Source organism: Kitasatospora albolonga (genome assembly GCF_039535905.1).
GTDB classification, from domain to species: domain Bacteria; phylum Actinomycetota; class Actinomycetes; order Streptomycetales; family Streptomycetaceae; genus Kitasatospora; species Kitasatospora albolonga.
Map to the genome: position 1 here is coordinate 32,197 of NZ_BAAAYB010000150.1, position 25,338 is coordinate 57,534.

Annotated in this window: 18 protein-coding genes; 11 read left to right on the forward strand and 7 right to left on the reverse strand. The window is 70.3% G+C overall.

Going from position 1 to position 25,338, the window contains the following annotated elements; all coding sequences use genetic code 11:
- Positions 1 to 166 precede the first annotated feature (166 nt).
- The gene (locus ABD946_RS37790) at positions 167 to 1,468 is read right to left on the reverse strand and encodes an ABC transporter substrate-binding protein (RefSeq protein ID WP_345290278.1); all 1,302 of its coding nucleotides are present in this window, start codon (positions 1,466 to 1,468) and stop codon (positions 167 to 169) included.
- 364 nt (positions 1,469 to 1,832) lie between these two features.
- Between ABD946_RS37790 and ABD946_RS37795 the strand changes: the two genes are divergently transcribed.
- Positions 1,833 to 2,873, forward strand: a complete 1,041-nt coding sequence (locus ABD946_RS37795) for a LacI family DNA-binding transcriptional regulator (protein ID WP_380149920.1) — start codon at positions 1,833 to 1,835, stop codon at positions 2,871 to 2,873.
- 28 nt (positions 2,874 to 2,901) lie between these two features.
- Here ABD946_RS37795 and ABD946_RS37800 read toward each other — a convergent pair whose 3' ends face one another.
- The 3 genes from ABD946_RS37800 to ABD946_RS37810 all read right to left on the reverse strand — a co-directional run bounded on the left by ABD946_RS37800 (position 2,902) and on the right by ABD946_RS37810 (position 6,148).
- Entirely contained in the window at positions 2,902 to 3,930 is a 1,029-nt protein-coding gene (locus tag ABD946_RS37800; RefSeq protein WP_380149914.1) for a LacI family DNA-binding transcriptional regulator, read from the reverse strand.
- Positions 3,931 to 4,035: 105 nt separating this feature from the next.
- Complete coding sequence (locus ABD946_RS37805) at positions 4,036 to 5,061, reverse strand: LacI family DNA-binding transcriptional regulator (protein ID WP_345290281.1); 1,026 nt, start codon at positions 5,059 to 5,061, stop codon at positions 4,036 to 4,038.
- Positions 5,062 to 5,155: 94 nt separating this feature from the next.
- Positions 5,156 to 6,148 carry an ROK family protein gene (locus ABD946_RS37810; protein WP_345290360.1) on the reverse strand — a complete coding sequence of 331 codons (993 nt, stop codon included), beginning with the start codon at positions 6,146 to 6,148 and terminating at the stop codon, positions 5,156 to 5,158.
- 349 nt (positions 6,149 to 6,497) lie between these two features.
- Here ABD946_RS37810 and ABD946_RS37815 point away from each other — a divergent pair, with 349 nt between their 5' ends.
- The 9 genes from ABD946_RS37815 to ABD946_RS37855 all read left to right on the forward strand — a co-directional run bounded on the left by ABD946_RS37815 (position 6,498) and on the right by ABD946_RS37855 (position 18,088).
- Complete coding sequence (locus ABD946_RS37815; protein WP_345290282.1) at positions 6,498 to 7,805, forward strand: extracellular solute-binding protein; 1,308 nt, start codon at positions 6,498 to 6,500, stop codon at positions 7,803 to 7,805.
- Positions 7,806 to 7,906: 101 nt separating this feature from the next.
- The gene (locus tag ABD946_RS37820; protein ID WP_345290283.1) at positions 7,907 to 8,872 is read left to right on the forward strand and encodes a carbohydrate ABC transporter permease; all 966 of its coding nucleotides are present in this window, start codon (positions 7,907 to 7,909) and stop codon (positions 8,870 to 8,872) included.
- Positions 8,869 to 9,750: a carbohydrate ABC transporter permease gene (locus ABD946_RS37825; protein WP_380149913.1), complete on the forward strand. Its 882-nt coding sequence runs from the start codon at positions 8,869 to 8,871 to the stop codon at positions 9,748 to 9,750. The genes ABD946_RS37820 and ABD946_RS37825 overlap by 4 nt, the downstream gene beginning before the upstream one ends.
- A gap of 97 nt (positions 9,751 to 9,847) precedes the next feature.
- The gene (locus ABD946_RS37830) at positions 9,848 to 10,876 is read left to right on the forward strand and encodes a LacI family DNA-binding transcriptional regulator (protein WP_345290284.1); all 1,029 of its coding nucleotides are present in this window, start codon (positions 9,848 to 9,850) and stop codon (positions 10,874 to 10,876) included.
- 94 nt (positions 10,877 to 10,970) lie between these two features.
- Positions 10,971 to 12,164, forward strand: a complete 1,194-nt coding sequence (gene manA / locus ABD946_RS37835; protein WP_345290285.1) for a mannose-6-phosphate isomerase, class I — start codon at positions 10,971 to 10,973, stop codon at positions 12,162 to 12,164.
- 61 nt (positions 12,165 to 12,225) lie between these two features.
- A complete protein-coding gene (locus ABD946_RS37840; RefSeq protein ID WP_345290286.1) occupies positions 12,226 to 13,530 on the forward strand; it encodes a glycoside hydrolase 5 family protein in 1,305 nt (434 codons plus the stop codon).
- Between the two features lie 78 nt (positions 13,531 to 13,608).
- Positions 13,609 to 14,223: an SGNH/GDSL hydrolase family protein gene (locus ABD946_RS37845; protein ID WP_345290287.1), complete on the forward strand. Its 615-nt coding sequence runs from the start codon at positions 13,609 to 13,611 to the stop codon at positions 14,221 to 14,223.
- Between the two features lie 548 nt (positions 14,224 to 14,771).
- Entirely contained in the window at positions 14,772 to 16,424 is a 1,653-nt protein-coding gene (locus ABD946_RS37850; protein WP_345290288.1) for a cellulose binding domain-containing protein, read from the forward strand.
- A 344-nt stretch (positions 16,425 to 16,768) separates the two neighbouring features.
- A complete protein-coding gene (locus ABD946_RS37855) occupies positions 16,769 to 18,088 on the forward strand; it encodes a cellulase family glycosylhydrolase (protein ID WP_345290289.1) in 1,320 nt (439 codons plus the stop codon).
- A gap of 189 nt (positions 18,089 to 18,277) precedes the next feature.
- Here the strand turns inward: ABD946_RS37855 and ABD946_RS37860 are convergent, their stop codons facing one another.
- Entirely contained in the window at positions 18,278 to 19,744 is a 1,467-nt protein-coding gene (locus ABD946_RS37860; RefSeq protein ID WP_345290290.1) for a restriction endonuclease, read from the reverse strand.
- A gap of 438 nt (positions 19,745 to 20,182) precedes the next feature.
- On the opposite strand from ABD946_RS37860, the gene ABD946_RS37865 reads away from it, so the two are divergent.
- On the forward strand, positions 20,183 to 21,589 hold the full coding sequence (locus tag ABD946_RS37865) for a hypothetical protein (RefSeq protein ID WP_345290291.1): 1,407 nt from the start codon (positions 20,183 to 20,185) through the stop codon (positions 21,587 to 21,589).
- 150 nt (positions 21,590 to 21,739) lie between these two features.
- Here ABD946_RS37865 and ABD946_RS37870 read toward each other — a convergent pair whose 3' ends face one another.
- On the reverse strand, positions 21,740 to 22,987 hold the full coding sequence (locus ABD946_RS37870) for a tyrosine-type recombinase/integrase (RefSeq protein WP_345290292.1): 1,248 nt from the start codon (positions 22,985 to 22,987) through the stop codon (positions 21,740 to 21,742).
- A 252-nt stretch (positions 22,988 to 23,239) separates the two neighbouring features.
- Positions 23,240 to 25,336 (reverse strand): hypothetical protein, encoded by a 2,097-nt coding sequence (locus tag ABD946_RS37875; RefSeq protein WP_345290293.1) that lies wholly within the window; start codon positions 25,334 to 25,336, stop codon positions 23,240 to 23,242.
- Positions 25,337 to 25,338 lie beyond the last annotated feature (2 nt).

Here is a 25,338-nt window from a genome sequence, read left to right on the forward strand (position 1 = left end):
TGTCTATAAACCGGTTAGGCCAAGCTTGCGAGCTCAACTAAACGCGAACATCCCTTGTAAGAGCATGCCCTGACCCCGGATTGACCCATCGATCATCCGATAGCCGGCCGGTCGCGAGGGTCATATCTTTACCGGTTCATGAAGGGCCGGGCGCGGGAGGCGGGAGTCAGCGCCCGAGCCTTCGCTGGGACTGGGCCCAGCGCTTGTTGAGGTCGGCGAAGTAGCCTGCCTGGTCCCCTGGGGCCGCGCCGCGGGCGATGTCGACCAGCTTGCGGCGGTAGTCGGGAGAGCTCAGCCCGATCCGGGCGTCCTTGTCGATCTCGCTCACCAGGGCGGCCTTGTCCTGGGTCTGCGTCATGATGCGCACCCCGCGTTCGTCGAAGGCCTTGAGGGCCGGCGGCAGCGGGGTGCCCTTGACGGTGGAGATGGCCTGCTCCGCCTGGGCGCTGCCGGACTTGGTCAGGTACCAGTCGATCCAGGCCCGCGCGGCGGCCTTGTTCTTGGAGCGCGCGCTCACCGCGTACTTGTAGTCAGGCTGGACGACGGTGCAGAAGTGGGACTTGGACAGAGCCGGGAACGGCATGTAGGCGATGTCGTCGGGGTTGTGGCCGGCGGCCTTGGCGGCCTTCTGCATCTGCGGGATCGCCCAGGAGCCGAGGAACATCGCACCGATCTTCCCGGTGCCCATCAGGGTCTTGGAGTTCTCCCAGTCGGTGGCGGTGGGATCGGGCTCGGTCAACTTCTCACGGGCGGCGCTGTAGAGCAGGCCGTCGATGGCGTGGAGGTCCCTGCCCGGGCTCCAGGGGTCCGGGGTGGCGGCGAGGGCGTCCCGGGCGGAGTTGTTGCAGCCCGGGCCGCCGATGTGGTCGGACCACTGCCGCAGCGGCCATCCGTCGTGGTAATTGGTGTAGTAGGGGATGGCCTGGGTCTTCGCCTTGATGGCCTTGAGGGCGTCGATGAACTGCTCGGGGGTCTGCGGCCACTCGGTGACGCCGGCCTGCTCCCAGACGGCCTTGTTGTAGACGAAGCCGGTGGCGATGCCGATGTTCGCCAGGCCGTACACCTGGTGTGCCACCGTGGCGTACTCGGTGAAGTCGAAGGTCTGCGCCAGCTCGTCCGCGGAGCCGAGGGACGCGAAGTGGGCCGGATACTGACTGAGGGTCATGCTGTTGGGGATCAGCAGCACGTCGCCGTAGTCGCCGCTGTCCAGCCGGACGCCGATCCCGCCCTCGTAGTCGGTGAGGGCCTCGAACCGTACCCTGACGTCCGGGTACGCCTTCCGGAACCGGTCCGCGTACTTCTTGAGCGTCCCGTCCGAGAGTTGGTCGACGCGGTTGGTCAGGACCTTGATCTCGCCGGAGACGCGGGTGTCGCCGCCGTCGGGGGGCGGAGAGCCGTCGCCGTCGCTCCCGCAGGCCGTCAGCAGCATCGCCGTCGCGACGGCGACGGCCACCCATCCTGTGCGCATTCGCTCGTCCTTCGCGCTGGTCGTCGGGGGAATCGGTGCGGGCCCGGAGCAGCGGGCGGGAGTGCGCGGCGCGCGACGCCAAGGGCCCCAGGCCGGCAACTGGCGGGCCGGGCGGTGCGCGGATCGGGTGCCGGAGGTCCCGGAGGCAGGGCCGCACCGGGGCGGTCGCCTCGAACGTGCTCCGCGAACCGCTGGATTAACCGATTAATGCCGGGAACGCTATGACCGCCCTCTCATCACTGTCAATAGCCAGTTAACCGGTTCCGATCCATGTCCGGGGTTGGCTACTGCGGACGGCCGGGCCCGTAGTAGCTTGGGGGCGCAAGGTCTGCCTCATCGGTTCAGAAGGGTCCTCGTGGATCAGGTGTCCCCGCAGCAGAGTCCGGCCGCGCGGCGGCCCACGATCGCCGACATCGCCAAGATCGTCGGCGTGTCGAAGGTCTCCGTCTCCAATGCGCTCAACGGCCAGCCGGGCGTCTCGGAGGCGACACGGGCCCGGATCGCGGAGGTCGCGGAGGAGATCGGGTTCGTGCGCAACAGTGCCGCCCGGGCGCTGAGCGGCGCGAAGTCCTCCGCGGTGGGCCTGGCGCTGGCGCGGCCGGCCCGGATGCTGGGGACCGAGCCGTTCTTCATGGAGCTCATCGGCGGGATCGAGAACGTCCTGTCCGAGGCGTCCTACTCGCTGGCGCTGCAGGTGGTCGCCGACCACGAGCGGGGGCTGGAGGCTTACCGGCGGTGGTGGGGCGAGCGGCAGATCGACGGCGCGATCCTGGTCGACCTGCGGGAGGACGACGCCCGCGTGCCGGTCCTGGAGGAGATCGGCCTGCCGACGGTCGTGATCGGTCACCCGTCCGGCTCCGGCGGCCTGACCCCGGTGTGGTCGGACGATTCCGCGGCGGTCCGCGAGACGCTGGAGTACCTGGCGGCGCTGGGGCACCGGCGGGTCGGCCGGGTGGCCGGGCTCACCGGCTTGGTGCACACCTCGCTGCGCGACGCGGCCTTCACGGCCGTGTGCGGGAAACTCGGGCTGGAGGCCGTTCCGGTCGTCCACACCGACTACACCGGCCTGGAGGGCGCACGCGCGACGCGGCGCCTGCTGCTCTCCCCCGACCGGCCCACCGCGATCCTCTACGACAACGACATGACGGCGGTCGCCGGCCTGTCGGTCGCTCAGGAGATGGGGCTCCAGGTACCGGGGGACCTGTCGATCGTCGCCTGGGACGACTCCCCCCTGGTCCAGGTGGTCCGGCCTCCGCTCACCGCGCTGACCCGGGACATCCACGCCTACGGCGCACACGCCGCCCGGACCCTGCTGGCGCTGATCGCGGGCGGGAAGAGCGAGGGCTACGAGGACGCCGCTCCGCAGCTGACTCCCCGCGGGAGCACGGCGGCACCGCCGGCCTGATCGGTCCCGTCCGCGGGACCGGACGGGTTCACGGCCTGCGCGGCGGCGGGCCGGTGGTCCCGCGCGGGACCAGTTCGGGGATGCCGGAGACGCGGGACTCCGCCCGTCCGGTGTCCAGGAGTTCGAGCAGGCACCGGGCGACCTCCGAGCCGAAAGCGAACGGGTCGTGGCTGAGGGCGGACAGGTGCGGCCGGGTGATCCGGCACATCTCCGAATCGTCCCAGGCGACCAGTGACAGGTCCTCGGGGACCCGCAGTCCCAGCTCGGCGGCCACCGCCAGACCGGCCACGGCCATGAGGTCGTTGTCGTAGACGATCGCGGTGGGCCGGTCGGCGGCAGCGAGCAACTCCCGGGTGGCCCGGGCACCCTGATGCGCCGACAGGTCGGTGACCACGGTGCGGCGGTCCTCCAAGGACAGTTCGGCGGCGACGTCCTCGAACGCCTGCGAACGGACCAGCGCGCTGCCGAGCTTGGCGGGGCCCGCGATGTGGGCGATCCGCCGGTGCCCGAGAACGGCAAGGTAGCGCACCGCCTCCGTGACGGCCGCCGCCTCGTCGCTCCAGACCGCCGGGAAGGGGCCGCTGTGGTCGGGGTGGGTGACGGCGACAACCGGCATGCCCAGGTGGTGGGTGGGCTCGATCCGGGGGTCGTCCGCGGTCACCCCGGTCAGCACCGCCCCGTTGACCTGGCCGGACTGCCACCACTGCTTGTAGAGGGCGATCTCCATCTCCCGACTGGTGGTCAGGTGCAGCAGCAGGGAGCAGGGCCGCTCCGACAGGACGTGCTCGATGCCGCCGATGAGGGCCATGTGGAGGGCGTCGAGTCCCTCGTCCACTGCTTCGCGGCTGATCGCCATCCCGATGGTGTGCACCTGCGGACCACGGGCCAGTGAACGAGCGGCGAGGTTGGGGGACCAGCCGAGCTCCCGGGCCGCCTCGGTGATGCGGCGGCGGGTCTCCTGCGAGACGCCGGGCCGGTCGTTGAGGGCGAGCGAGACGGCGCCGGCGGAGACCCCGGCGCGAGCGGCGACGTCTCGGATCGTCACCCGGTGCGGCATGCTGTTCCCCTCTGACGGCTGGCGGGCCTTCGGCACGTTTCCACGTGCTCCGGGTCCCATCCTGTCAGGTCGCGCAGCAGCGGCAGGCCGCCCGTCCGCCTCGGGTCAGCCCTCGGGCGGCGGGGCCGTCTCCGCCGATCCCCGCACGATCAGGCGGGTGGGGATCAGGACGCGGCGGCTCGGGCCGGTGTCACCGCGCAGCCGGTCGAACAGCACACCGGCGGCGCTCCTGCCGAGGGCCGCGGGGTCCTGGGCGACAACGCTCAGAGCGGGAGTGAGCAGCGCGGCGAGTTCGAGGTCGTCGAACCCCAGCAGGGCCGGCCTCGCATCGTGACGGGCGAGGACTCCGAGGGCCGCCGTGGTGATCCGGTTGTTGGCGGTCAGCAGCGCGGTGACGGGCTCGGGCCCCTCCAGCAGACGGGCGAGGGATCGCGCGACCTCGGCAGGGGTGGTCGGGCCGGTGGCGATCCAGCGTTCGTCCACCGGCAGGTTCGCCTCGGCCATCGCCCGGCGGTATCCGCGCAGCCGCTCCGCGCAGGTGTGGATGCCGGGCAGGTCGCCGACGAACCCGATGCGGCGGTGTCCGTGGCGGATCAGGTGGGTGACGCCGTGGCGGGCGCCGCCCGCGTTGTCGCTGAGGACGGCGTCGGCGTCGATGGCCGCGGCGGGCCGGTCCAGGAACACCACCGGCGTGCCCGAGGCGATCTCCGGCACCAGGTAGGAGTGGTCGGTGCCGGCGGGCACGACGAGCAGGCCGTCGACCCGGCCCGCGCAGAAGGCCGTGGCCAACTCACGCTCGCGTTCTCCGTCCTCCGCGCTGGATCCGGTGAACAGCAGGCAGCCCTGCTCGATGGCCACCTCCTCGACCGCGCGGGCCAGGTGCGAGGAGAACGGGTCACCGATGTCCTCCAGGAGCAGCGCGATGCTCGCGGTGCGACCGGTGCGCAGCAGGCGGGCGCTGTCGTTGCGGCGGAATCCCAGTTCGGCGATCGCGGCACGGACCCGCTCGGCCGTCGCTGGGGTGACGCCGCTCTCACGGTTGACGACCCTGGAGACGGTCTTGAGGCCGACGCCCGCTCGCGCGGCGACGTCGTTCATGGTCGGCCTGACGCCGTGTCTGCTGGTGCTCATCGGTGGTGGGAGGTCGGCGGCCGTCCGGGCCCGGTGCCTCCGTCTCCTCTCGGTCCGCGGGACGGGCCTTCGCGGGTGACGCGGTGATGCACCGTCAACGGTGGGCGGGGAGGGCGGGGCGGGCGAGGGCGGCGGCGCCGACCAGGCCCGCGTCGGTGCCCAGGTGCGCGGGCACCAGGCGCAGTCCGCGGGTGAAGGAGAGGGTGGCGTAGGAGGCGAGGTGGCGGGCGAGCGGGTCGAAGAGGACGGGGCCGGCCTTGGCGACGCCGCCGCCGATGATCGCGGCGTCGAGTTCGACGAGGGTGGCGGTGGCGGCGATGCCGGCCGCCAGGGCCCGGGCGGCGCGGTCGTAGGCGGTCAGGGCGAGCGGGTCGCCGGCCCGGGCCGCGAGGGCGACGGCGCCCGCGGTGGCGTCGCCGTCCGGGCCGGGGCGCCAGCCGAGTTCGGCGGCGGTGCGGGCGATGGCGGTGCCGGAGGCGAGTCCTTCGAGGCAGCCGCGGGATCCGCAGGGGCAGGGGCGGCCGCCGTAGTCGATGCTGATGTGGCCGAGGTGTCCGGCGTTGCCGGTGGTGCCGGTGTGGAGACGGCCGTCGAGGACGAGGCCGGCGCCGACGCCGGTGGAGACCACCAGGCACAGGGCGTTGCGGAAGGGCCGGGCGGCGCCGCGCCAGTGTTCGGCGGCGGTCATGGCCACGGCGTCGCCGCCGAGGACGACCGGCAGGTCGCGGACGGCGGGGTGCTCGGCTGCCTCGGAGCGCAGCGGGTAGCCGCGCCAGCCGGGGAGGTTGACCGGACTGACGGTTCCGGCGGCGATGTCGACGGGGCCGGCGCTGCCGATGCCGAGCGCCCGTACGTGCTGCCAGCCGGGGAGGCGGGCGAGGTCGTCGAGGACGTGGTCGACGGCGGCCATCAGCTCGTGCCGGTCGCCGTCGGCGGGGGTGGACACCTGGAGCTGGTGCAGCAGGGTGCCGTCCGTGTCGACCAGGCCGCCCGCGATCTTGGTGCCGCCGATGTCGAGCGCCGCGATCAACGGTCCTGCGGGGATGCCCCCCGGCGCTGATCCGACCGTGGTCGCGGCACCGGCCATGTCGTAACTCATCGTGATTACTCCGGGTGTCGGGCTGAGGGGCTCCGCAGTGATGGACCGGGTGCCGCCGGGGCGTTTCCGGTGATTCTGACCCTCTCTGACAACGTTGTCCAGCCATCCTCGATCGCAGTCGGATAACAGGGCCGATCCACTGTTGAGTTAGGCAAAGTTTTAGTAAAGACAGCCTTGATCGGTAACAAAACTGGTGGATATCAAAGTTGACCGCTCTATGGACATGGCAGCAAAGTGACGTCTACGTTAAGCGTCCAGCAGCCAGGGAGGCCGGTCAGGTCCGCTGGATGTCGCTTCCCCCGTGTTCAGAAGACGATCAGCGCGAAGGATGGGCGAGATGCGAAGAGGATGGGTGGCCGTTGTGGCCGCGACGATGGTGGCGCTCACGGCGTGTAGCAGCAATGGCGGGAGCGGCGCCACCTCGGTCCCGACGGTCAACTCCGACCCGGCCAAGGTGTCCGGCTCCATCACGGTCCTGACGAACCGTACGGACCAGCTGGGCGACGGCACCTTGGACAAGTACGCCGCCGAGTTCACCAAGCTCTACCCGAACGTCAAGGTGAAGTTCGAGGGGATGAAGGACTACGAGGGCGAAGTCAAGATCCGCATGAACACCGAGAACTACGGTGACGTGCTGCCGATCCCCTCGGACCTGTCGATCGCTCAGTTCCCCAACTTCTTCTCGCCGTTGGGCGATGCCGCCGAGCTGTCCAAGCAGTACCAGTGGACCGACTACTCGACGGTCAGCAGCAAGGTCTACGGCATAGCCAACTACGGCACCGTGACCGGCTTCGTCTACAACAAGAAGGTCTGGGCGGAGGCCGGCGTCACCGACTGGCCGAAGACCCCCGAGGAGTTCGTCACCGCACTGAAGGCCATCAAGGCCAAGGGCGCCGCCACCCCGTACTACACCAACTACCACGACGGCTGGCCGCTGCGGCAGTGGACCGACGCGGTCAGCTCCCCCAGCTGCGACCCCAAGGCCAAGGACGCGATGGCCACCACGCCGCTGCCCTGGACCAGCGGCAACGACATCTTCACCATCGACGGCCTGCTGTACTCGGTGGTCAACGAGAAGCTCTCCGAGACCGACCCGACCACCACCAACTGGGACAACTCCAAGGTCCTGCTGGCCACCGGCAAGGTCGGCTCGATGTACCTCGGCTCCTGGTCCATCTCGCAGGTGCGCGACGCCGCCACCAAGGCCGGCGCCAACCCGGACGACATCGGCTACATGCCGTTCCCGTCCACCACCGGCAAGCCCTGCACCGTCCTGCAGCCGGACTACAAGTACGCGATCAACAAGCACTCCAAGAACCAGGAGGCGGCCCGCGCCTGGATCGACTGGTTCATCAACAAGTCCGGCGCCGCGCAGAACGAGCAGGGCATCTCCTCCGTCAAGGGCACCGAACTGCCCAGCGCCCTCAAGCCCTTCACCGAGAAGGGCGTGCAGATGATCGGCCAGAACCAGGAACAGCTGGCCAAGGTCAAGAAGATCGACAAGGGCGCGGAGATCAACCTCGACGCCCCCGACTACCGGCAGAAGCTGGTCGACATCGCGCGCGGCGCCGCCCCCGGCGACCAGAAGAGCTACTTCGCCGAGCTCAACAAGAAGTGGTCCGAGTCGCTGAAGACGGTCGGCTGACCCACCCGGGGACCGAGCGGCACGGCCCCGCGCCCACCCGCCCTGACATCAGGGCCGGGCCGTGCCGCTCACCGGACGCCAGGACCAACGAAGGAACGAAGATGACTGCACTGCAGAGGGACCGGGGCACCGCACAGCCCCCCGCGCGGACCGCCTCCGCCGCCCCTGTCGGCCGAGGCCGCGCCACCCGGCGCAAGGGTGTCCGCCGGCACTGGTGGTTCACACCGTGGCTCTACCTGCTGGTACCGCTCGGGCTGCTGACCGCCTTCACCTACCTGCCGATCGCCGACATGCTCGGCTACAGCTTCACCGACTGGGACGGCATCAGCCCCGAGAAGAGCAACGTCGGGCTCGAGAACTACACCGACCTGTTCACCCGCCCCGAGCTGTTCAAGGTGTTCCTCGTCAGCGGCGTTTACCTGATCGCCGCAGTGCTGCAGATCTGCCTGGCGCTCTACTTCGCCACGGTGCTGAGCTTCAACACGAAGTTCCGCAACCTCTTCAAGGGCATCCTCTTCTTCCCCTACCTGATCAACGGCGTGGCGATCGGGTTCGTCTTCCTCTACTTCTTCCGCCCCCAGGGCACCCTGGACTCCCTGTTGGCACTCCTGGGCATCCACGGCGACCACCTCTGGATGGGCGACCCGGACCTGGTCAACAAGTCCCTGGCCGGCGTGTCGGTCTGGCGCTACACCGGCCTGAACCTGGTGCTCTTCCTCGGCGCCATCCAGTCCATCCCGCCGCACCTCTACGAGGCCGCCGCCCTCGACGGCGCGAGCCGCTGGCAGCAGTTCCGCCACATCATCGCGCCCAGCATCAAGCCCGTCATCAGCCTCAGCGCGATCCTCGCCGTCTCCGGCTCGCTGGCCGTCTTCGAGATCCCCTACATCATGACCGGCGGCGCCAACGGCTCGCAGACCTTCGTCATCCAGAGCATCAGCATGGCCTTCAAGTTCGACAAGTTCGGCCTCGCCTCGGCCAGCGCCGTCGTCCTGCTCGTCCTGATCCTGCTCGTCACCTGGATCCAGCGCCGCCTGGTGCCGGAGGAGAGGGTGGAACTCTCGTGACCACCAATCCCGTCACCCCCGCCCGGCAGCCGCGCGCCGCCCGCAGGATCCACACCCGGTCCGCCGTCGCCGGCGGCGCCAAGTACCTCTCCCTGCTCCTGGCCTCCGCCGTCGTCCTGATCCCGCTGCTGGTGATCTTCTTCACCGCGCTGAAGACCCGTCAGGAAGCCCTCGGCACCGGGCCGCTGGACCTGCCCGGCAACTGGCTCAACTTCGAGAACTTCCGCATCGCCTTCACCCAGGGCAAGATGCTGCCCGCCTTCCTCAACACCACCTTCATCCTGCTGGTCTCGGTCACCGGCACGGTCGTCATCGGCTCGATGACCGCCTACGCCATCGACCGCTTCGACTTCCGGCTGAAGAAGCTCGTGATGGCGCTCTTCCTGCTCGCCAGCCTGGTCCCCAGCGTCACCACCCAGGTCGCGACCTTCCAGATCATCGACAACCTCGGCGCGTTCAACACCCGCTGGGCGCCGATCCTGCTCTACCTCGGCACCGACATCATCTCGATCTACATCTTCCTGCAGTTCATCCGCTCCATCCCGGTCTCCCTCGACGAGGCCGCCCGCCTCGACGGCGCCAACAGCTTCACCATCTACTGGCGCATCATCCTGCCGATGCTCAAGCCCGCCATCGCCACCGTGGTCATCGTCAAGGGCGTCACCGTCTACAACGACTTCTTCATCCCCTTCCTCTACATGCCCTCCAGCGACCTCGGCACCATCTCCACCTCGCTGTTCCGCTTCCAGGGCCCGTTCGGCGTCAACTGGGAGATCATCTCGGCCGGCACCATCCTGGTCATCCTGCCGACCCTGATCGTCTTCCTCGCCCTGCAGCGCCTGATCTACGCCGGCTTCGCCGCCGGCTCCACCAAGTGAGCCGGCTCCCAGGGCGGACGACCCGGAGGCACCGCACCTGCGCCGCGGTGCCTCCGCCCAGGCAGAGTGCCCCCATCACGGCAAGGAGAGCGAGGCGATGAGCGGACGCGTCACCATCCGCGACGTCGCCGCCCGCGCGGGCGTCTCCCCCGGCGCCGTCTCGCTCGCCCTCAACGACCGCCCCGGAGTCTCCGCCCCCACCCGGCACCGCATCCGGGCCGCGGCCGCCGAACTCGGCTGGGTACCCAACCAGGCCGCCCGCAGCCTGGCCGCCCTCCACCCGGACGGCGAGACCGTCGGCCTGGTCATCGCCCGCCCCGCCCACCAACTCGGCCTGGAACCCTTCTACATGGAGTTCATCTCCGGCATCGAGACCGTACTGGAGGAGCGCTCGGCGACCCTGCTGCTGCGCCTGGTGCGCGACCGCGAGCAGGAGATCGCCGTGCACCGCACCTGGTGGCGCACCCGCCGGGTGTCCGGCGCCGTCCTGGTCGACCTCACCGAGGACGACCCCCGCATCCCGGCCGTGGCCGCGCTCGGCATGCCCGCCGTCGCCGCCGGACACCCGGCCCTGGCCGGCCCGGCGGTGGCCACCGTGTGGACCGACGACTCCGCCGCCGTCGAGGACGCCGTCCGCTACCTGGCGATGCTCGGCCACCGCCGCATCGCCCGGGTCGGCGGCGACCCGGACCTCGGCCACACCTCGATCCGCGCCCGGGCGCTGGAGGCCGTCGCCGCTCAGCTCGGCCTGGAGCCGCCGCGCAGCCTGACCACGGACTTCTCCGGCCGGGCCGGCGCCCGGGCCACCCGGATGCTGCTGTCCTCCGCCGAGCGCCCCACCGCGATCGTGTACGACAACGACATCATGGCCGTCGCCGGCATCGCCGTCGCCGCCGAGCTCGGCCTCCAGGTCCCCGCCGACCTGTCGCTGATCGCCTGGGACGACTCCCAGCTCTGCCGCCTCACCCACCCCCCGCTGTCCGCGATGAGCCACGACGTCCACGGCTACGGCGCACAGGTCGCCCGCACCCTGTTCGACGTGATCGAGCACCGGCGCCCGCCGACCTCCCCGGCACCCACGCCCGTCCTGGTGCCGCGCGGCAGCAGCGGACCGCCGACCCGCTGACCGCCTCCCACAGACTCCCGGCCCGTCCCCGGCTCCTCTTGAGGGTGAGGAAGCCCGGGGACGGGCCGGGGCCCACGCACACCGGAGCACCGACATGACCGCCGACCTGCTCGCCACCACCATCCGCCCCTACGCCTGGGGCTCCACCACCGCCCTGGCCGAACTGACGGGCCGTCGGCCCACCGGCGCACCCGAGGCCGAGCTGTGGATGGGCGCCCACCCCGGCGCACCCGCCCGGATCGACCGCGGCCGGGGCAGCGAGGCACTCGACGCCGTCATCGCCGACGATCCGCTCCACGAGCTCGGCAGCCGGGTGGCCGGACGCTTCGGTGCCCGCCTGCCCTTCCTGCTGAAGCTGCTGGCCGCCGACCACGCCCTCTCCGTCCAGGTCCACCCGACCGCCGCCCAGGCCGAGGCCGGATACGCGGCCGAGGAGGCCGCCGGCATCCCGCTCGACGCCCCGCACCGGATCTACCGCGACCGCCACCACAAGCCCGAACTGATCTGCGCCCTCGGCGAGTTCGAGGCACTCTGCGGCTTCCGCGACCCCCTGGCCACCGCCGCGCTCTGGGAGCGCCTGGCCCTGCCGGTGCTGGACCCCTGGATCCGGCAGCTGCGCACCGCCCCCGCCGACCGGGCACTGCGCACGGTGCTGACCGCAGCTCTCGCGGACGACCGGGCCAGGGGCGAGCGGGCCGCCGCCGAACTCCCCTTCGCCCTGGCCGCCCTGGCTTCGGGCGACGACCCGGACGCGGCCACCTGGGCCGCCTACCGGGATGCCGCTCGCGACTACCCCGGCGACCCCGGGATCCTCGCCGCGATGCTGCTCAACCACGTCCGCCTCGGCCCCGGCCAGGCCCTCTACCTGGACGCCGGCGTCCCGCACGCCTACCTGCGCGGCCTCGGCGTCGAGATCATGGCCGGCTCCGACAACGTGCTGCGCTGCGGCCTCACCCCCAAGCACGTCGACACCGCCGCACTGGCCGCGGTGGTCGACTTCCGCCCCAGCGCCCCGCAGCTCGTCACCGCCGTTCCCACCAGCTTCGGCGAGCTCGAATTCCTGACTCCTGCCGAGGAGTTCAGCCTCTCCCGGATCGAACTCGGCGAATCCCTGGAGATCGCCGACGACGGCCCGCAGATCCTGCTCTGCGTGCGCGGCACCGCCCGGATCAGCGGCGGCACGGCCCTCGCCGCCGGGCAGTCCGCCTACCTCCCGGCCGTCGGCGGCCCCGTCCTGCTGGACGGTGACGCCACCCTGTTCCGCGCGAAGGTCCCACAGCCCCGCTGACCGAAGCCCACCCGTCACGCCCCCAGGCACCACCCCACTCACGCTTGTCCGGAGGAGCCCCGTGAACGACCAGCCCCGCACCACCAGCCGCCGCACCCTGCTGGGGGCCGCCGCCCTCGGCCTCGCCACCACCCCCCTGATCGGCGGCACCGCACTCGCCACCACCGGCGCGGGCCGGGACGCCGAGCAGCAGGGCTGCGGCCGCGAGGACGGCGCCAAGCGCTCGTTCGTCACCGCCAGAGGCGGCGAACTGCGCCTGGAAGGAAAGAAGTTCCGCTTCGGCGGAACCAACTGCTACTACCTCCACCAGCAGTCCCACTACATGATCGACGCGGTACTGAACGACGCCGCCGCGATGGGCCTGACGGTGATCCGCGCCTGGGCCTTCGCCGAGGGCGACGGCCACTCCCACCGCGCGCTGCAGCCGCAGCCGTTCCAGTACGACGAGGCCGCCTTCGACAGCCTCGACTACGCCGTCCACAAGGCCGGGCAGCTCGGCCTCCGTCTGGTCCTCCCGCTGGTCAACAACTGGCCCGACTACGGCGGCATGCGCCAGTACGTCTCCTGGTTCCTCGGCCTGCCCGACGACTCCTACGGCGAGGGCGTCAACCACGACCGCTTCTACACCGACGCCAACTGCAAGAAGGCCTACCGGGCCTGGGCCAAGCACGTGATCGGACGCCGCAACCGCTACACCGGCCTGCGCTACGACGCCGACCCCACCGTGATGGCCTGGGAGCTGGCCAACGAGCCGCGCTGCCGCAGCGACAAGTCCGGTGCCACGCTGCTTGGTTGGGCCCGTGAGATGAGCACCTACGTCAAGGCGCTGGCTCCGCGCCAGCTGCTCGCGGTGGGCGACGAGGGCTTCTACGGCAAGGCCGGCCACGCCGACTACCCCTACTCCGACTACGAGGGCGCCGACTGGCTGAAGCTCACCGCGCTGCCCTCGATCGACTACGGCACCGTCCACGTCTACCCGCAGAACTGGGGCGAGACCAGCGGCTCCAAGCCCGGCACCGACGCCACCACCTGGGGCACCCGCTGGATCACCGACCACCTCGCCGACGGCCGCACGCTCCGCAAGCCCGTCGTCGTCGAGGAGTTCGGCCTCCAGATCGACCCCGCCCGCGACATCCCCGACGCCGCAGCCCGCGACGCCGCCTACCGGGCCTGGACCGACGCCGCGCTCGCGAACGGCGCGGCCGGCGACCAGTTCTGGCTGCTCACCTCCCGCGTCGACGACGGCTCCTTCTACCCCGACTACGACGGCCACCGCGTCATGTGGAACAACGACCCCGCCAACCCCACCCACGCCACCGCCCAGCTCTTCGCCACCCACGCGAAGGCGATGACCGCGGCGAACTGACCCCTCGCCGGCCCCCGACCGCCCGCCGCCCGGTGACCGTCATGCCCGGGCGGCGGGCCCCGCCGTGAGGAGCCCCGCATGCAGCCCCGCGCCACCGTCCTCTTCCAGGGCGACAGCATCACCGAGGCGGGCCGCGACCGCACCCGCCCCGGCGAACTCGGCCACGGCTACGCCGCACTGGCCGCCGCCGCTCTGCCCGGCGCCCCGCAGGTGCTCAACCGGGGCGTCGGCGGCGACCGCCTCACCGACCTGCGCGAGCGCTGGGAGGCCGACACCCTCGCCCACCGCCCCGCCCTGGTCTCCGTCCTGATCGGCATCAACGACACCTGGCGCCGCCACGACCAGGGGCTGCCCAGCCCGGTCGGCACCTGGGAGCGCGACTACCACCTGCTGCTCACCGGCCTGCGCGAGCACTGCGCACCTCGGCTGCTGCTGATCGAACCGTTCCTGCTGCCGGTGCGGGCGGAGCAGTGGAGCTGGCGGGCCGACCTCGACACCCGGATCCAGGCCGTCCGCCGCCTCGCCACCGCACACGACGCCCGTCTGCTGGCCGCCGACGGCCTGCTCAACCAGGCCGCCCGCACCGCAGGAGACCCCACCCTGATCGCCGCCGACGGCGTCCACCCCACCCCGCTCGGCCACCGCCTGCTCGCCGACGCCTGGCTCGCCCTGGCCGCCACCCCCAACACCTGACCCGACACCACCGACCGGCCCTGCGGGCTGCCCGGCCCGGGGCGGGCAGCTTGCGGTACGCATCGCCATCTGCGGTCACCGCCGGCTCGGACCACCCCACCCGCAGCGGAATGCGCTGCGGGTGCCGAAGCATGCCCCCGGGCCGTGAGGCGGCAGCACACCGGCGCACGCCGCCCGCGGCGTCGTACTGGTCCGGCCCGGCATGACCTTCAACCCGCCTTGCAGTCATGCCCGGTGGCCGACAGCCGAGCTCCCTTGCCCCCGCGCCGCACGCCTGAACGAGACATACCCCGGACGGAAGAGCTGACTGAAAACAACCGGTTAAGTTCTCATTGACAGAGGATTGTAGCCGCCAATACGGTCTCCATGCCTTAATCGGTTAGGCAGAGAAGTGCCACCCCTGCCAGACCCGGTGCGCAAGGCCACACCCCGGCTTCTGCCGGGACCGCACCCGGTCCACCTCGCTGCCCGCGTCGCGGACAAGCGCCGACCGCGGGTCATCCCCACGGATTCCTCCCACCCCCACTCACGGGACGAAAGGCACACCCATGCACAAGAGACTCCAGCCCCGCCGCACTTCGAACCTCGCGCCGACGGCCGTCCTGCTCGCAGCGGCCCTCGCCGCCACCGGCCTGACCCTGGGCCGCGCCGGCACCGCCCAGGCCGACACCGCCGGGTCGTTCGCCACCCGCTGCGGCGTCCACTTCTGCCTGGACGGCAAGGAGTACTACTTCGCGGGCACCAACACCTACGACTTCTTCACCTACGGGTCGGCCTCCGGCGACACCGAGTCGCAGTTCATGGACAAGGCCCGCATCGACGCCCAGTTCGCCAACCTGAAGGCGGACAAGGTCGACGTGGCGCGGCTGTGGATGTTCAACCACGAGAACTGGCACGGCTTCGAGACGTCCAAGGGCGTCTACGACGAGCAGCAGTTCGCTCTGTTCGACTACGTCATCGAGTCGGCCAAGGCCCACGGCGTCCGACTGGTCCCGGTGTTCGAGAACTACTGGGAGGCGTACGGCGGCATCGACGCCCGCCTGCGCTGGGAGGGCCTGTCCGGCGGCCAGCCCGCCCGGGCCGCGTTCTTCGACAAGGCCCGCTGCCCCGGCTGCTTCACCTCCTACAAGAACTACGTGTCCTACGCGCTGAACCGGGTCAACCACTACAGCGGCGTCAAGTACAAGGACGACCCGACCATCTTCGCCTGGGACCTGATGAACGAGCCCCGCTACGAGGGCCAGAGCCAGGCCGAGAACGTCAACGGCACGACCCTGCGGGCCTGGGTCGACGAGATGGGCGCGTTCGTCAAGGGCATCGACTCCAAGCACCTGCTGGGTGTCGGCCTCGAAGGGCACGGCACCGAGTACGGCTTCGGCGGCGACGAGGGCAACCCCTTCGTCCACGTGCAGCAGTCGCCGTACATCGACTACACCTCCGCCCACCCCTACCCCACCGAACACTGGGCGGACCTGGACATCCAGGAGACCAAGGCCCTGGTCCGGTCCTGGATCAGCGACTCCCACGATAAGGTCGGAAAGCCCTTCTACATGGGCGAGTTCAACGTGCACAACGTCGACCGCTCGGCGTGGTGGCGCGAGATCTACGCGGACTTCGAGGCGGCCGGCGGTGACGGCAGCGCGTTCTGGTGGTACTCGGACCGCAACATCGACGGCAAGTTCGGCGTGCTGCCGGGCGCGCCCGAGCTCGCCGTCTTCCGTGACCACTCCGAGCGGATGCGCGCCAAGTCGGGCCTGGTGACCGGCACCCCGAGCCCGAGCTCCTCCGCCTCCCCCAACGAGCCGTCACCCTCCGCCAGCGAGTCCGCCTCCACTCCGCCTTCGCCCTCCGCGCCGTCCACCTCCCCCGTACCGGCGGCCGGCTGCGCGGTGCACTACGGGCTCTCCGACTGGGGTGGCAGCTTCAACGGCGACGTCACCGTCAAGAACACCGGCGGCACCAGCGTCAACGGCTGGCAGCTGGTCTTCTCCTTCCCCGGGGACCAGCGCGTCACCGCCATGTGGAACGCCGTGAGCGCGCAGTCCGGCAAGCAGGTGACGGCCGCCAACCCCGCCTCCTACAACACCGTCATCGCGGCCGGAGCCAGCGTGAATTTCGGCTTCAGCGGCACCTCCACCCCCGGCACCAACAGCGTGCCTTCCTCCTTCGCCCTCAACGGGGAGACCTGCAGCACCTACTGACGGCAACCTTGTATTAACTGGTTCAGTTCACCGTAGAGTGAAAGCCGTCCAGAGCCCAGTTGAGCTCCGATCATCTCAACTGAACAGCACCATCCCGTTCGACGCATGCTTCTGACACTCAATTAATCGGTTAAGTCAGATCCGTTGACCATCGACTGATGGTGTGTCAGCATCTCGAAGACGACGAGGACTGACTCCCCGCCCCCACCCCCGGCGGGTCGACCGGCCGGACGTCGACCAGCGGCTTGCCCGCGCTCCCTCCGCCTGTTCCAGCCCCAGCAGGGGCCCTGCTTTCGACATGGCGGCGGGCCGGCCGTACCCCCACCCACGATTCGAGGAGAGCCATGAACCCGTCGCAGAGCCGCAGAGCGCTCACGACGATCGGTGCGGCGATCGCAGCCGCCTTCGGTCTGCTGATCGCCGTGCTCGGATTCGCCCCGGGCAGCGCCCAGGCCGCCGCCACCGGCATCCACGTCAGCAACGGCCGCATCCTGGAGGCCAACGGGAACCAGTTCGTGATGCGCGGGGTCAACCACGCGTACACCTGGTACTCCGGGCAGACCACCGCGATCGCCGACATCGCCGCCAAGGGCGCCAACACCGTCCGCGTCGTGCTCAGCAACGGCGACCGCTGGACCCGCACCAGCTCCGCGCAGATCTCCACCCTGATCGGCCAGTGCAAGGCCGCCAAGGTCATCTGCGTCCTGGAGGTCCACGACGCCACCGGCTACGGCGAGGACGCCGCCGCCACCACCCTCGACCGGGCCGCCCAGTTCTGGGTCGACAACAAGAGCGTCCTGGACGGCCAGGAGGCCTACGTCGTCGTCAACATCGCCAACGAGCCCTGGGGCAACAGCGGTTACACCGCTTGGACCGCCGCAACCAAGAGCGCCATCGGCAAGCTCCGCGGGGCCGGCCTGCGCCACGCCCTGATGGTCGACGGCCCGAACTGGGGGCAGGACTGGTCCAACACCATGCGCGACAACGCCGCCTCGGTCTTCGCCGCCGACCCGGACCGCAACACGGTCTTCTCCATCCACATGTACGGCGTCTACGACACCGCCGCCGAGGTCCAGAGCTACCTGGGCGCCTACGTCAACGCCGGACTGCCCATCGTGGTCGGCGAGTTCGGCGCCAACCACAGCGACGGCAACCCCGACGAGGACGCCATCATGGCCACCGCCCAGTCCCTCCAGGTCGGCTACATCGGCTGGTCCTGGAGCGGCAACGGCGGCGGCGTCGAGTACCTCGACCTGGTCAACAACTTCGACAAGAACTCCCTGACCACCTGGGGCAACCGCTTCTTCAACGGCGCCAACGGCATCGCCGCCACCGCCCGCCCCGCCACCATCTACGACCGGCCCAGCCAGTCGCCCTCGCCGTCCCAGTCCCTGCCGGGCACCGCGCCGAACGGCTACCCGTACTGCGCCAGTGCCTCCTCCGACCCGGACGGCGACGGCTGGGGCTGGGAGAACAGCGCCTCCTGCGTCGTCCGCGGCAGCCGCGCCGACACCGGCACCACCCCGACCCAGTCCCCGCTGCCCACCAAGGCGCCGAACGGCTACCCGTACTGCGCCAGCGCCTCCTCCGACCCGGACGGCGACGGCTGGGGCTGGGAGAACAGCGCCTCCTGCGTCGTCCGCGGCAGCCGCGCCGACTTCTGACCGCTCCCCCGGTCAGCAGAGCGCCGAGGTGTGCCACCCCCTGTCTCCCCGGGGGCGGCACACCTCGGCGTCCGGCTCGCGCCTACGGCTGCTCTGCCGACTTCTGCAGCACGGCACAACACCCACGGCGGAACCCGCTGGACCGGCAACTGATCATCCTCACAGGCACATCCACCACCGTGCCGACCCTCAACTGATGTCCCCCTGCTGCCAGCTGGGCGGGATCTTCGGCAGGCCGATCAGGGCGTCGATTCCGAGGTGCTCCAGCAGCAGGGCTTTCAGGTTGCGACCGTCGATGAGGTCGATCCGGTTGCGGTGGGCGAAGTCCAGGCTGCTCTTGCCGAACCAGGACGTGGTGACCAGAACACCCCGGTCGGCCTGCTGGTCCCGCACCGTCCCGAACAAGGCCCGCACCACCTCCGGCCCGACCACGTTCTTGGTCCGCTTAGCCTGCACCGCGATCACGGTCACACCCACCGGATCACGCCGCACCGCCACCGCATCCAAGCCGTCGTCACGGGAGTTCTGCGTACGCCACGTCTCGTAGCCCATCGCGGTGTACAGCTCGCGCACCAGCCGCTCGAAAGCGAACGGATCCATCTGCAGCAGATCCGGCCGGCCATCCAACCCGCCCACCACGGCGGTGTCCGCCGCGAGCTTGAACCGGCTCGGGTCGAACTCGACGATCGGTGGCACTGGTTCGAGGTCGTGCGGATGCCGGGAGACCACCGCCCCGAGGTTGCGCAGGCACCGCTGCGGATCCAACCGCGGCTCATCGAGAACGAGTTCGGCGAAGTCCGAGCGCTCCACCACGACGCTCACCACACACGGGCGCACCGCACGCCCGGTCGCCGGATCGGTCGTCGCCACATGCCCGTTCAAGACGATGGTCGTCACCATCGCCGCCGGTGTCGCCGCGAACACCTCGTCGAGCGCCCGCAGGGCCAGGCGCGCCAGCAGCCTGCGGTAGGTGTCGTGCAGCACCGGCTCCTTGACCGGCTGCGGGACGATCTCCGCGCGCTGCGCGACGAACCGGTACCCGGCGACAGCCGGCACCACGTCCTGGGAGGGCAACCCGATGTCGACCAGCAACTGCCCGGCCTCCGGTGCGTAGCCCACCACCGCGCTGTCGCGGCAGCCGGGCGGCACCGGCGACTGGCCAAGTAGGTCCTCCACCGCATCGGCCACGCCCTTGGCGCCCTCGTGGGCGAAGGCCCGCTCCAGGTGCGGATGCCAGCCCTCCAGGCCGTCGAGCCGATCACGCAGAACGCCTTCGAGCTCCGCACCTGCGGCAGCGATCTCCTGGCCTCGCCGCTCGGTCTCCTCCTTCAACTGCTGCTTGAGTCCGTCACGTTCGAGGCGCTGCCGCTCACGTTCGCCCCGCTCCTGCTCGCGTCGGCGCTGCTGGGCCTCGCGCTCACGGGCGGCCTGGCGCCTGGCGAGGTCGGCCTCGACGCGGGCCGCCTCCTTCGCCCGCTCGGCGTCCTGCTTCGCGAGGAGCTTCTCCCCCGCCGCCAGCATCCGCGCGTGCTCGACCACCGGATCCGGTGTCCGCGGCTTTCGGGGGCGCCGAACCGGCACCGGCTTCGCGGGCTGGGACTGCGCCAGCTTCGCCTGCTGCTTCGCCAGCAGTGCCTCCGCCAGCAGCTCCGGCACCGACTTTCGCTGCGCCAACGCCCCTCCCCTGTCGCCAGTACCGGTCCGGCCGAAGCCACACCTGGGCGGAGCACCACACTCCGACCCCGCCAGCACTACCCGCTGACCTACTCCCTCGAACCAGGCGACATGCGGCGCAACAGGCCGGCGCGTGGGAGTCGCTGGCACCAGCCGGACTCGTCTCGCGCCGGGGCCATCGCCTCCGGACGCCCACGCCGTCCGGCCGAGCTCGGAAGGCCGCACAGGGACAACTGCCGTTCCGATCAGCTACGGTTGCGGGCAGCACCAGGTCCGGATCGTCGGCAGCACCGACGGAACCAGCCAGGGCGATGACTTCTGCTTCACCGTCCGGGGGCGCGTCAGCAACGCACCCACCAGCGGAACTCCACCCACAGGCAGGCCTGCTGGCCGTGCCCACTCTTCTTCCGGAGCTTCCGAATGCCAGACCGCCCCACCACTGCCGTACCCCGCGACTTCCTGTGCGAGCACACCTCCGCCAAGAGCCGCGTCCTCGCCCTCGTCGGCCACCCCGACGGCCCCGCCTCCCTGCAGGCCGTCCTGACCTGCCGTCAGCCCGAACTCGCCCACCGCGCCGCCCAGCTCCTGCGCGGCGCACTGCACTCCACCCCCGCCACCTGGCGTGCGCAGCCGCTCGAGCTCCTGTGCGCGCAGCTGCCCGACGCCCCGGCATCCTCGGTGCGAGGCGCCGTCGCCCACCTTCTCGCCGGCACCTGGCCCGTCACCGAGGGCTCTCTCATCCCCTGGCCCGACAGCCTCACCGACGCCGAGGATGAGGAGGAGGACCCGCAGGACCATGGCAGCGCCCGCACGCCGGACGACGCCCGCCTCGCGGACCTGTCCGGACCGGTCGTCCGGATCGCCATCCTGCGCGAGTACCACGTTCACGACGAGGAGGCGCTCCTGCGATCCGCCGCCGCCTCCGGCTGGACTCCCCTGCCCTCCGGCGAACTCGACGGACAGGACCCGAAGGACATCGTCGGCGCGGTGATGGCCCTCGCCGACGACGGCGTCGACCTCGCGGGCGCGGACACCATCAGCGACCAGAGCACCGCCGGCTTCCTTCGCTCCGAGAACGGCCACGAGCTCGCAGACTGGAGCACCAAGCCCGTCAGCCTCCACTTCGGCACCGGCTGGCGAGCCGCAACCTCGGCCGAGCGCACTGAAGCCGACGGCGAGCGGCCCGACTTCGCCGCCCTGTTCCCCGTCGGCGAACCGCACTGCGAGGACCCCGAGTGCGAGGAGGACGCCTGCCAGTGGCAGCTCACCCCACGCACCGCAGACCTGCTCCACACCGCCCTGTCCGTCCTCGCCGACCAGGCCTACGACGACGCCGACGAACTCGGCGACCAACCGATCAGCCGTCAGGAAGCACAGGAGGGCTGGGGGTTCTTCACCCGGCTGCCCAAGCTCACCTACACCGCCGACCTCCAGTGGCGCCGACGGATGGCCCGCGCCGCGGACGACCTCGCCGGCGACCTCGAAGCCGGCCACTGGCCCGAGCCGACCTGCACCGCCGAAGAACTCACCCTCCACCTGGCCCTCGGCGAAGCCCCCGACTACGCCGACGAGACCACCGACGACCCCGAGGCCGACCACCACGCCCTGCCCGAGCACAAGGACGACTACGACTTCGACACCTGCAAGGACGTCCTCTTCCAGGACCACGACGTCCTGATGCTCTACAGCGCCCGACACGACGGCATCGAAGACCCCGACGACGACACCAACCAGACCCTCGGCATCGGCGACCTGCGCCCCGCCGCCTGGTTCCACCCCTTCCAGAACGAGACCGCCCGCGACCCCCACCGCGGCTTCCGCCGCTGACCGACTCCCGCCACCGGCTGACAGCACCCCCAGCACCTACCGACGGCGCTCGTTGAGGAGAACCAACTGGGCTGCGCGGAGCCGTCCCCCGGCTGCGCGCAGCCGGGTGTGCCTGACTCGCCGTCATCGAGCGAGCTCATCCTCGATATTTCACGCGGCCTGGTCATAGCCGCCCTGGCTCCTCCTCTGCCGCCGGGTAGCGGCTCGGGTCTGGCGGCGATCTTCGCGGGCGAGGGCGCGGGCGATTGCGTCGACGGCCTGGCGGGCCGCGGCGTGGGTGAGGTGGGCGTAGAGGTCGGCGGTGGTGGACACGGAGGCGTGGCGCACGGTCTTGGAGACGATGGTGATGTCGACGCCCTCGCCGACGGCGGTGGTCACGGCGAGGTGGCGCAGGTCGTGGACCGTACAGCGCGGAAGGCCTGCTGCGTGGGTGAGTTGGTGGAAGTGGTTGAGGACGTACTCGGGATGCAGGGGGCTTCCGTCGGGGCGGTGGAAGACGTAGGCCTCTGGATCGGCGCCGCGCTCGTGCATGGCCGTGAGGAGGTGTCGGGCGCGGGGTGAGAGGGCGACCCACTGCCGGCTGGTCGGGGTCTTCGGCTTGGTGAGGGACAGGGTGTTGTTGTCGATTGCCGACAGCGTCCACCGCACGAACACCACACCCTCCTTCAGGTGCGCGTCGCGCCAGTGCAGGGCGAGGGCCTCGCCGCGGCGAAGGCCGGTGCAGATCAGGAACTCCACCAGCACCGCGAAGGCCGCGTCCACCGTGCGGCAGTAGCGCAGGAAGGTGACGGCCTGGGCCAAAGTCCAGATCTCGCGCTCGGCGGCGCGCGGGCGGGGGATGACGGTGGGCCGGGCGACGTTGACGCTCAGGCGGTGGGTACGCACGGCCTCGCCGAGGGCGGAGGAGAGGGTGGCGAGGATGTGCCAGATCGTGGACTGGCCACGTCCTGCGGCGAGTTGGGTCTTCACCAGGTGCAGGACGTGCTCGTAGGCGAGGTCGTCCAGCGGGACGGCGCCGAGCACCGGGATGAGGTCGTTCTCGACGTAGTCGCGGTAGCGCACCCAGGTGGTGGGCTTCAGGCGCAGCTTCTTCGCCGCCAGCCAGGTGGTGAGGTAGTCGGCGAGGGTCTGGTTCGGGTCCGCGCTGACCCCGATGCGCCGGCCCGTGACGTATCGGTTCAAGGCGGTTCGGGCCTCGTTCTCGGTGAGGAAGCCGCCGCGGCGCACCGTGTGGTTGTGACCGCCGGAGGTGGTGGCGGGGATCTCGACCGCGAACGTCCATGTTCCGTGGTCAGGCTCGGAGTTCAGGCGGAGGCAGTGGGAGCCGAGCTGGTGGTGCTGTTCGTCGCGACAGCCACAGCGACGGTAGACACGGCCCACACCCAGGCGGGCACGCATGACGATCACCTTCAAGAACAAACAGGAGCAGCTACCTCCAGCATGCCTCCGACCGGCCACGCGAGGCGAACGACCCCAACTCCCCCGTCAACACCGGTGGCCTGCGACGGTCCCTTGACGGGTGTCGTCTCATCAAGGGGGCTGCCAGCACGAAAAGATCAGCCGTTGCAGCCTGGCTCCGCCAGTCCTGGGACGTTAGGTGGCAGTGATCAAGTGCGACAGCAGGGCAGCGAATAGGACCCTGTCTGTCCGCTAGGAGAAGTCACTCGGTGTGTGGCGGTTGCCAGTTACTACAGCGGCCACGACAGCTCGATCAACTACGGTCTGGGGTGGGCGGTGCGTCGCCACCCAGGTCAGCTCGTCGACGCGAGGTGTTCCTACCTTTTCCTTTTCCGTGAGGTCGAGGACAAGAAGCTGGCCGAAGGGAACGTTGGTGTTGCTGTACTCGGCAGCCTGCGCCAGGTAGTGCCGCTCCAGGTAGGCGCGGTCATTGCTGGTGTGGTTCTTCTTGATCTCCGTCAGGTACTGGCGCGATCCAAAGTGGACAAGGACGTCGGCGCGCCCCAACGCCGAGTTAATTGGCTCGACTTGGACGAGATTGCTGATCTGGCCGCTGAGAAGCCAGTAGTGGAAGTGCTGCTGCAGGTCCTCCTCCAGCGGCACGAGGTCGCCCTGGGACTTGTCGAACCGGCGGCGGTAGTCGCGGATCTTGACCTTCTTGCCCTTGGCATCGTACCGACCGTCACCGAAGGTGCTGGAACTGTCGAGGTCGGCCGTGGCCTTCAGAAACAGAAGTGTCTGCTCAACGAGGATGCCGAAGGTTCTGCGGGTCTCCCCTATGAAGTCCGGGAAGGAGCTCAGCTCGTCCATGATCTTCCCGAGCAGGGGTACGACCAGCGGGTCCGATTGTCGAAGCCGGGTGAGGTCGTCCATGTAGGCGAGGCCGTCGATCGTCTTCAGCTCGTCGTCGCTGACCTTTCCCGCGAGGCCGGCCGTGAAGCCGATCCCAAGTTTCCTCACTGCGGTGGGCGCGAACCTATGGGCGCGCTCCTGGTCGGCTTCTGCGTCCTCGCCAGAGCTACTCGAGGAATCCGTTCCGCTCTCCCGCCGTGCTCGTGCGGAAGAGAGGATCACCTGCTGGTCGAGGCGTTCGAGCAGACTTGAGGCGGTCGCTTGGTCGAGCCCTGCGCCCGGGTGCCGCTCCGGGCTCGCCACGGCGCGACGCAACTGGCCGAGCAGTGCCTGCTGCCGCAGGAACGCGTCCTCGACGGCGGGCTCGACCAGCATCGCCAGACCGCTGCCGCTGCGGGCTCCAATCGGGCAGACCGTGCGAACCGACTGGTAGGCACTCAGCACATGGTCAAGGGCCTCCCACGGCTCCATCCACACGTCGTCCTGGAGGAGTTCGGCGGCCCGCTGCAGTTGCAGGACCAGATGCCCCCAAGCCACGTCTGCTACCGCCTGGGGTTTCATCCAGGCAGGCTGGTGCATTCCCCAATTCCATGCGCTCTGCTGTTCCAGGGCGGCGTCCAGTCGGCCAACCGCCCCGCGAAGATCGTCGGTCCGTCCCGCGGTGAAAGCCAGAAGGCATTCGCACACCGCCCCGTACGCCTGCGCGTCGTGGCGGGCTTCCTCGGCGGCGTCCGCCGTCCTGAACCAGGCGAGGGCGGCTTCCACGTTCTGGCTCACGTCGGCGACGGTCCGGGAGGCCAGCGCCGAACGCAGCCTGTCGTAGCCCAGTTCAACGAAGGCGTCGACGTCTCCTGCCCCACCCTCGGACAGCCTCCCCAGGAGGCCACGGAGAGTCTCGGTGATGGCTTGCTCGTCATTCGACCACCGGTCCAGCCCCAGGCCGATGATGCGAGGAAGGCGCTCTGCGAAGTCCTCGGGAGTATCGGCACCGTCGAGGTCCTCGATTGCTCCCCACACCTTGATCGGGCTGACGGCATCGGACACCGCGAGGCGGACTGCCCCTTCCAGTCGCGCCGCGGCGACCATGGGCCTCGTGCTCACCAGCTGGTCCAGGCCGGCCAGGAGGGCACCGTTAAGGGGCTTGGCGAGTCCTTGGATGGTCGCAGTGCTGTTGAAGAGCTGCTCCAGGGCCGCGATCGTGTGCAGGAAGCTGGGCTGTCTGGCGAACCCGACCGGGAACTGCGCAGCAGCCTCCGCCCAGCCCTGCTCGCTATGGTCGAAAACGTGGGTGACGGCCTCGGCAAGCAGCGGCGCCTGGGGGCCTGCAGCGACATCCGCGACCTCGGCGAGCACTACCTCGGGTGGAAGCCCGATGCTGTCGAAGCTGATCTCGTGGCCCGAGGCCGCAAGATCGTTCAGCCGGTCTGCAAGTTGCATGG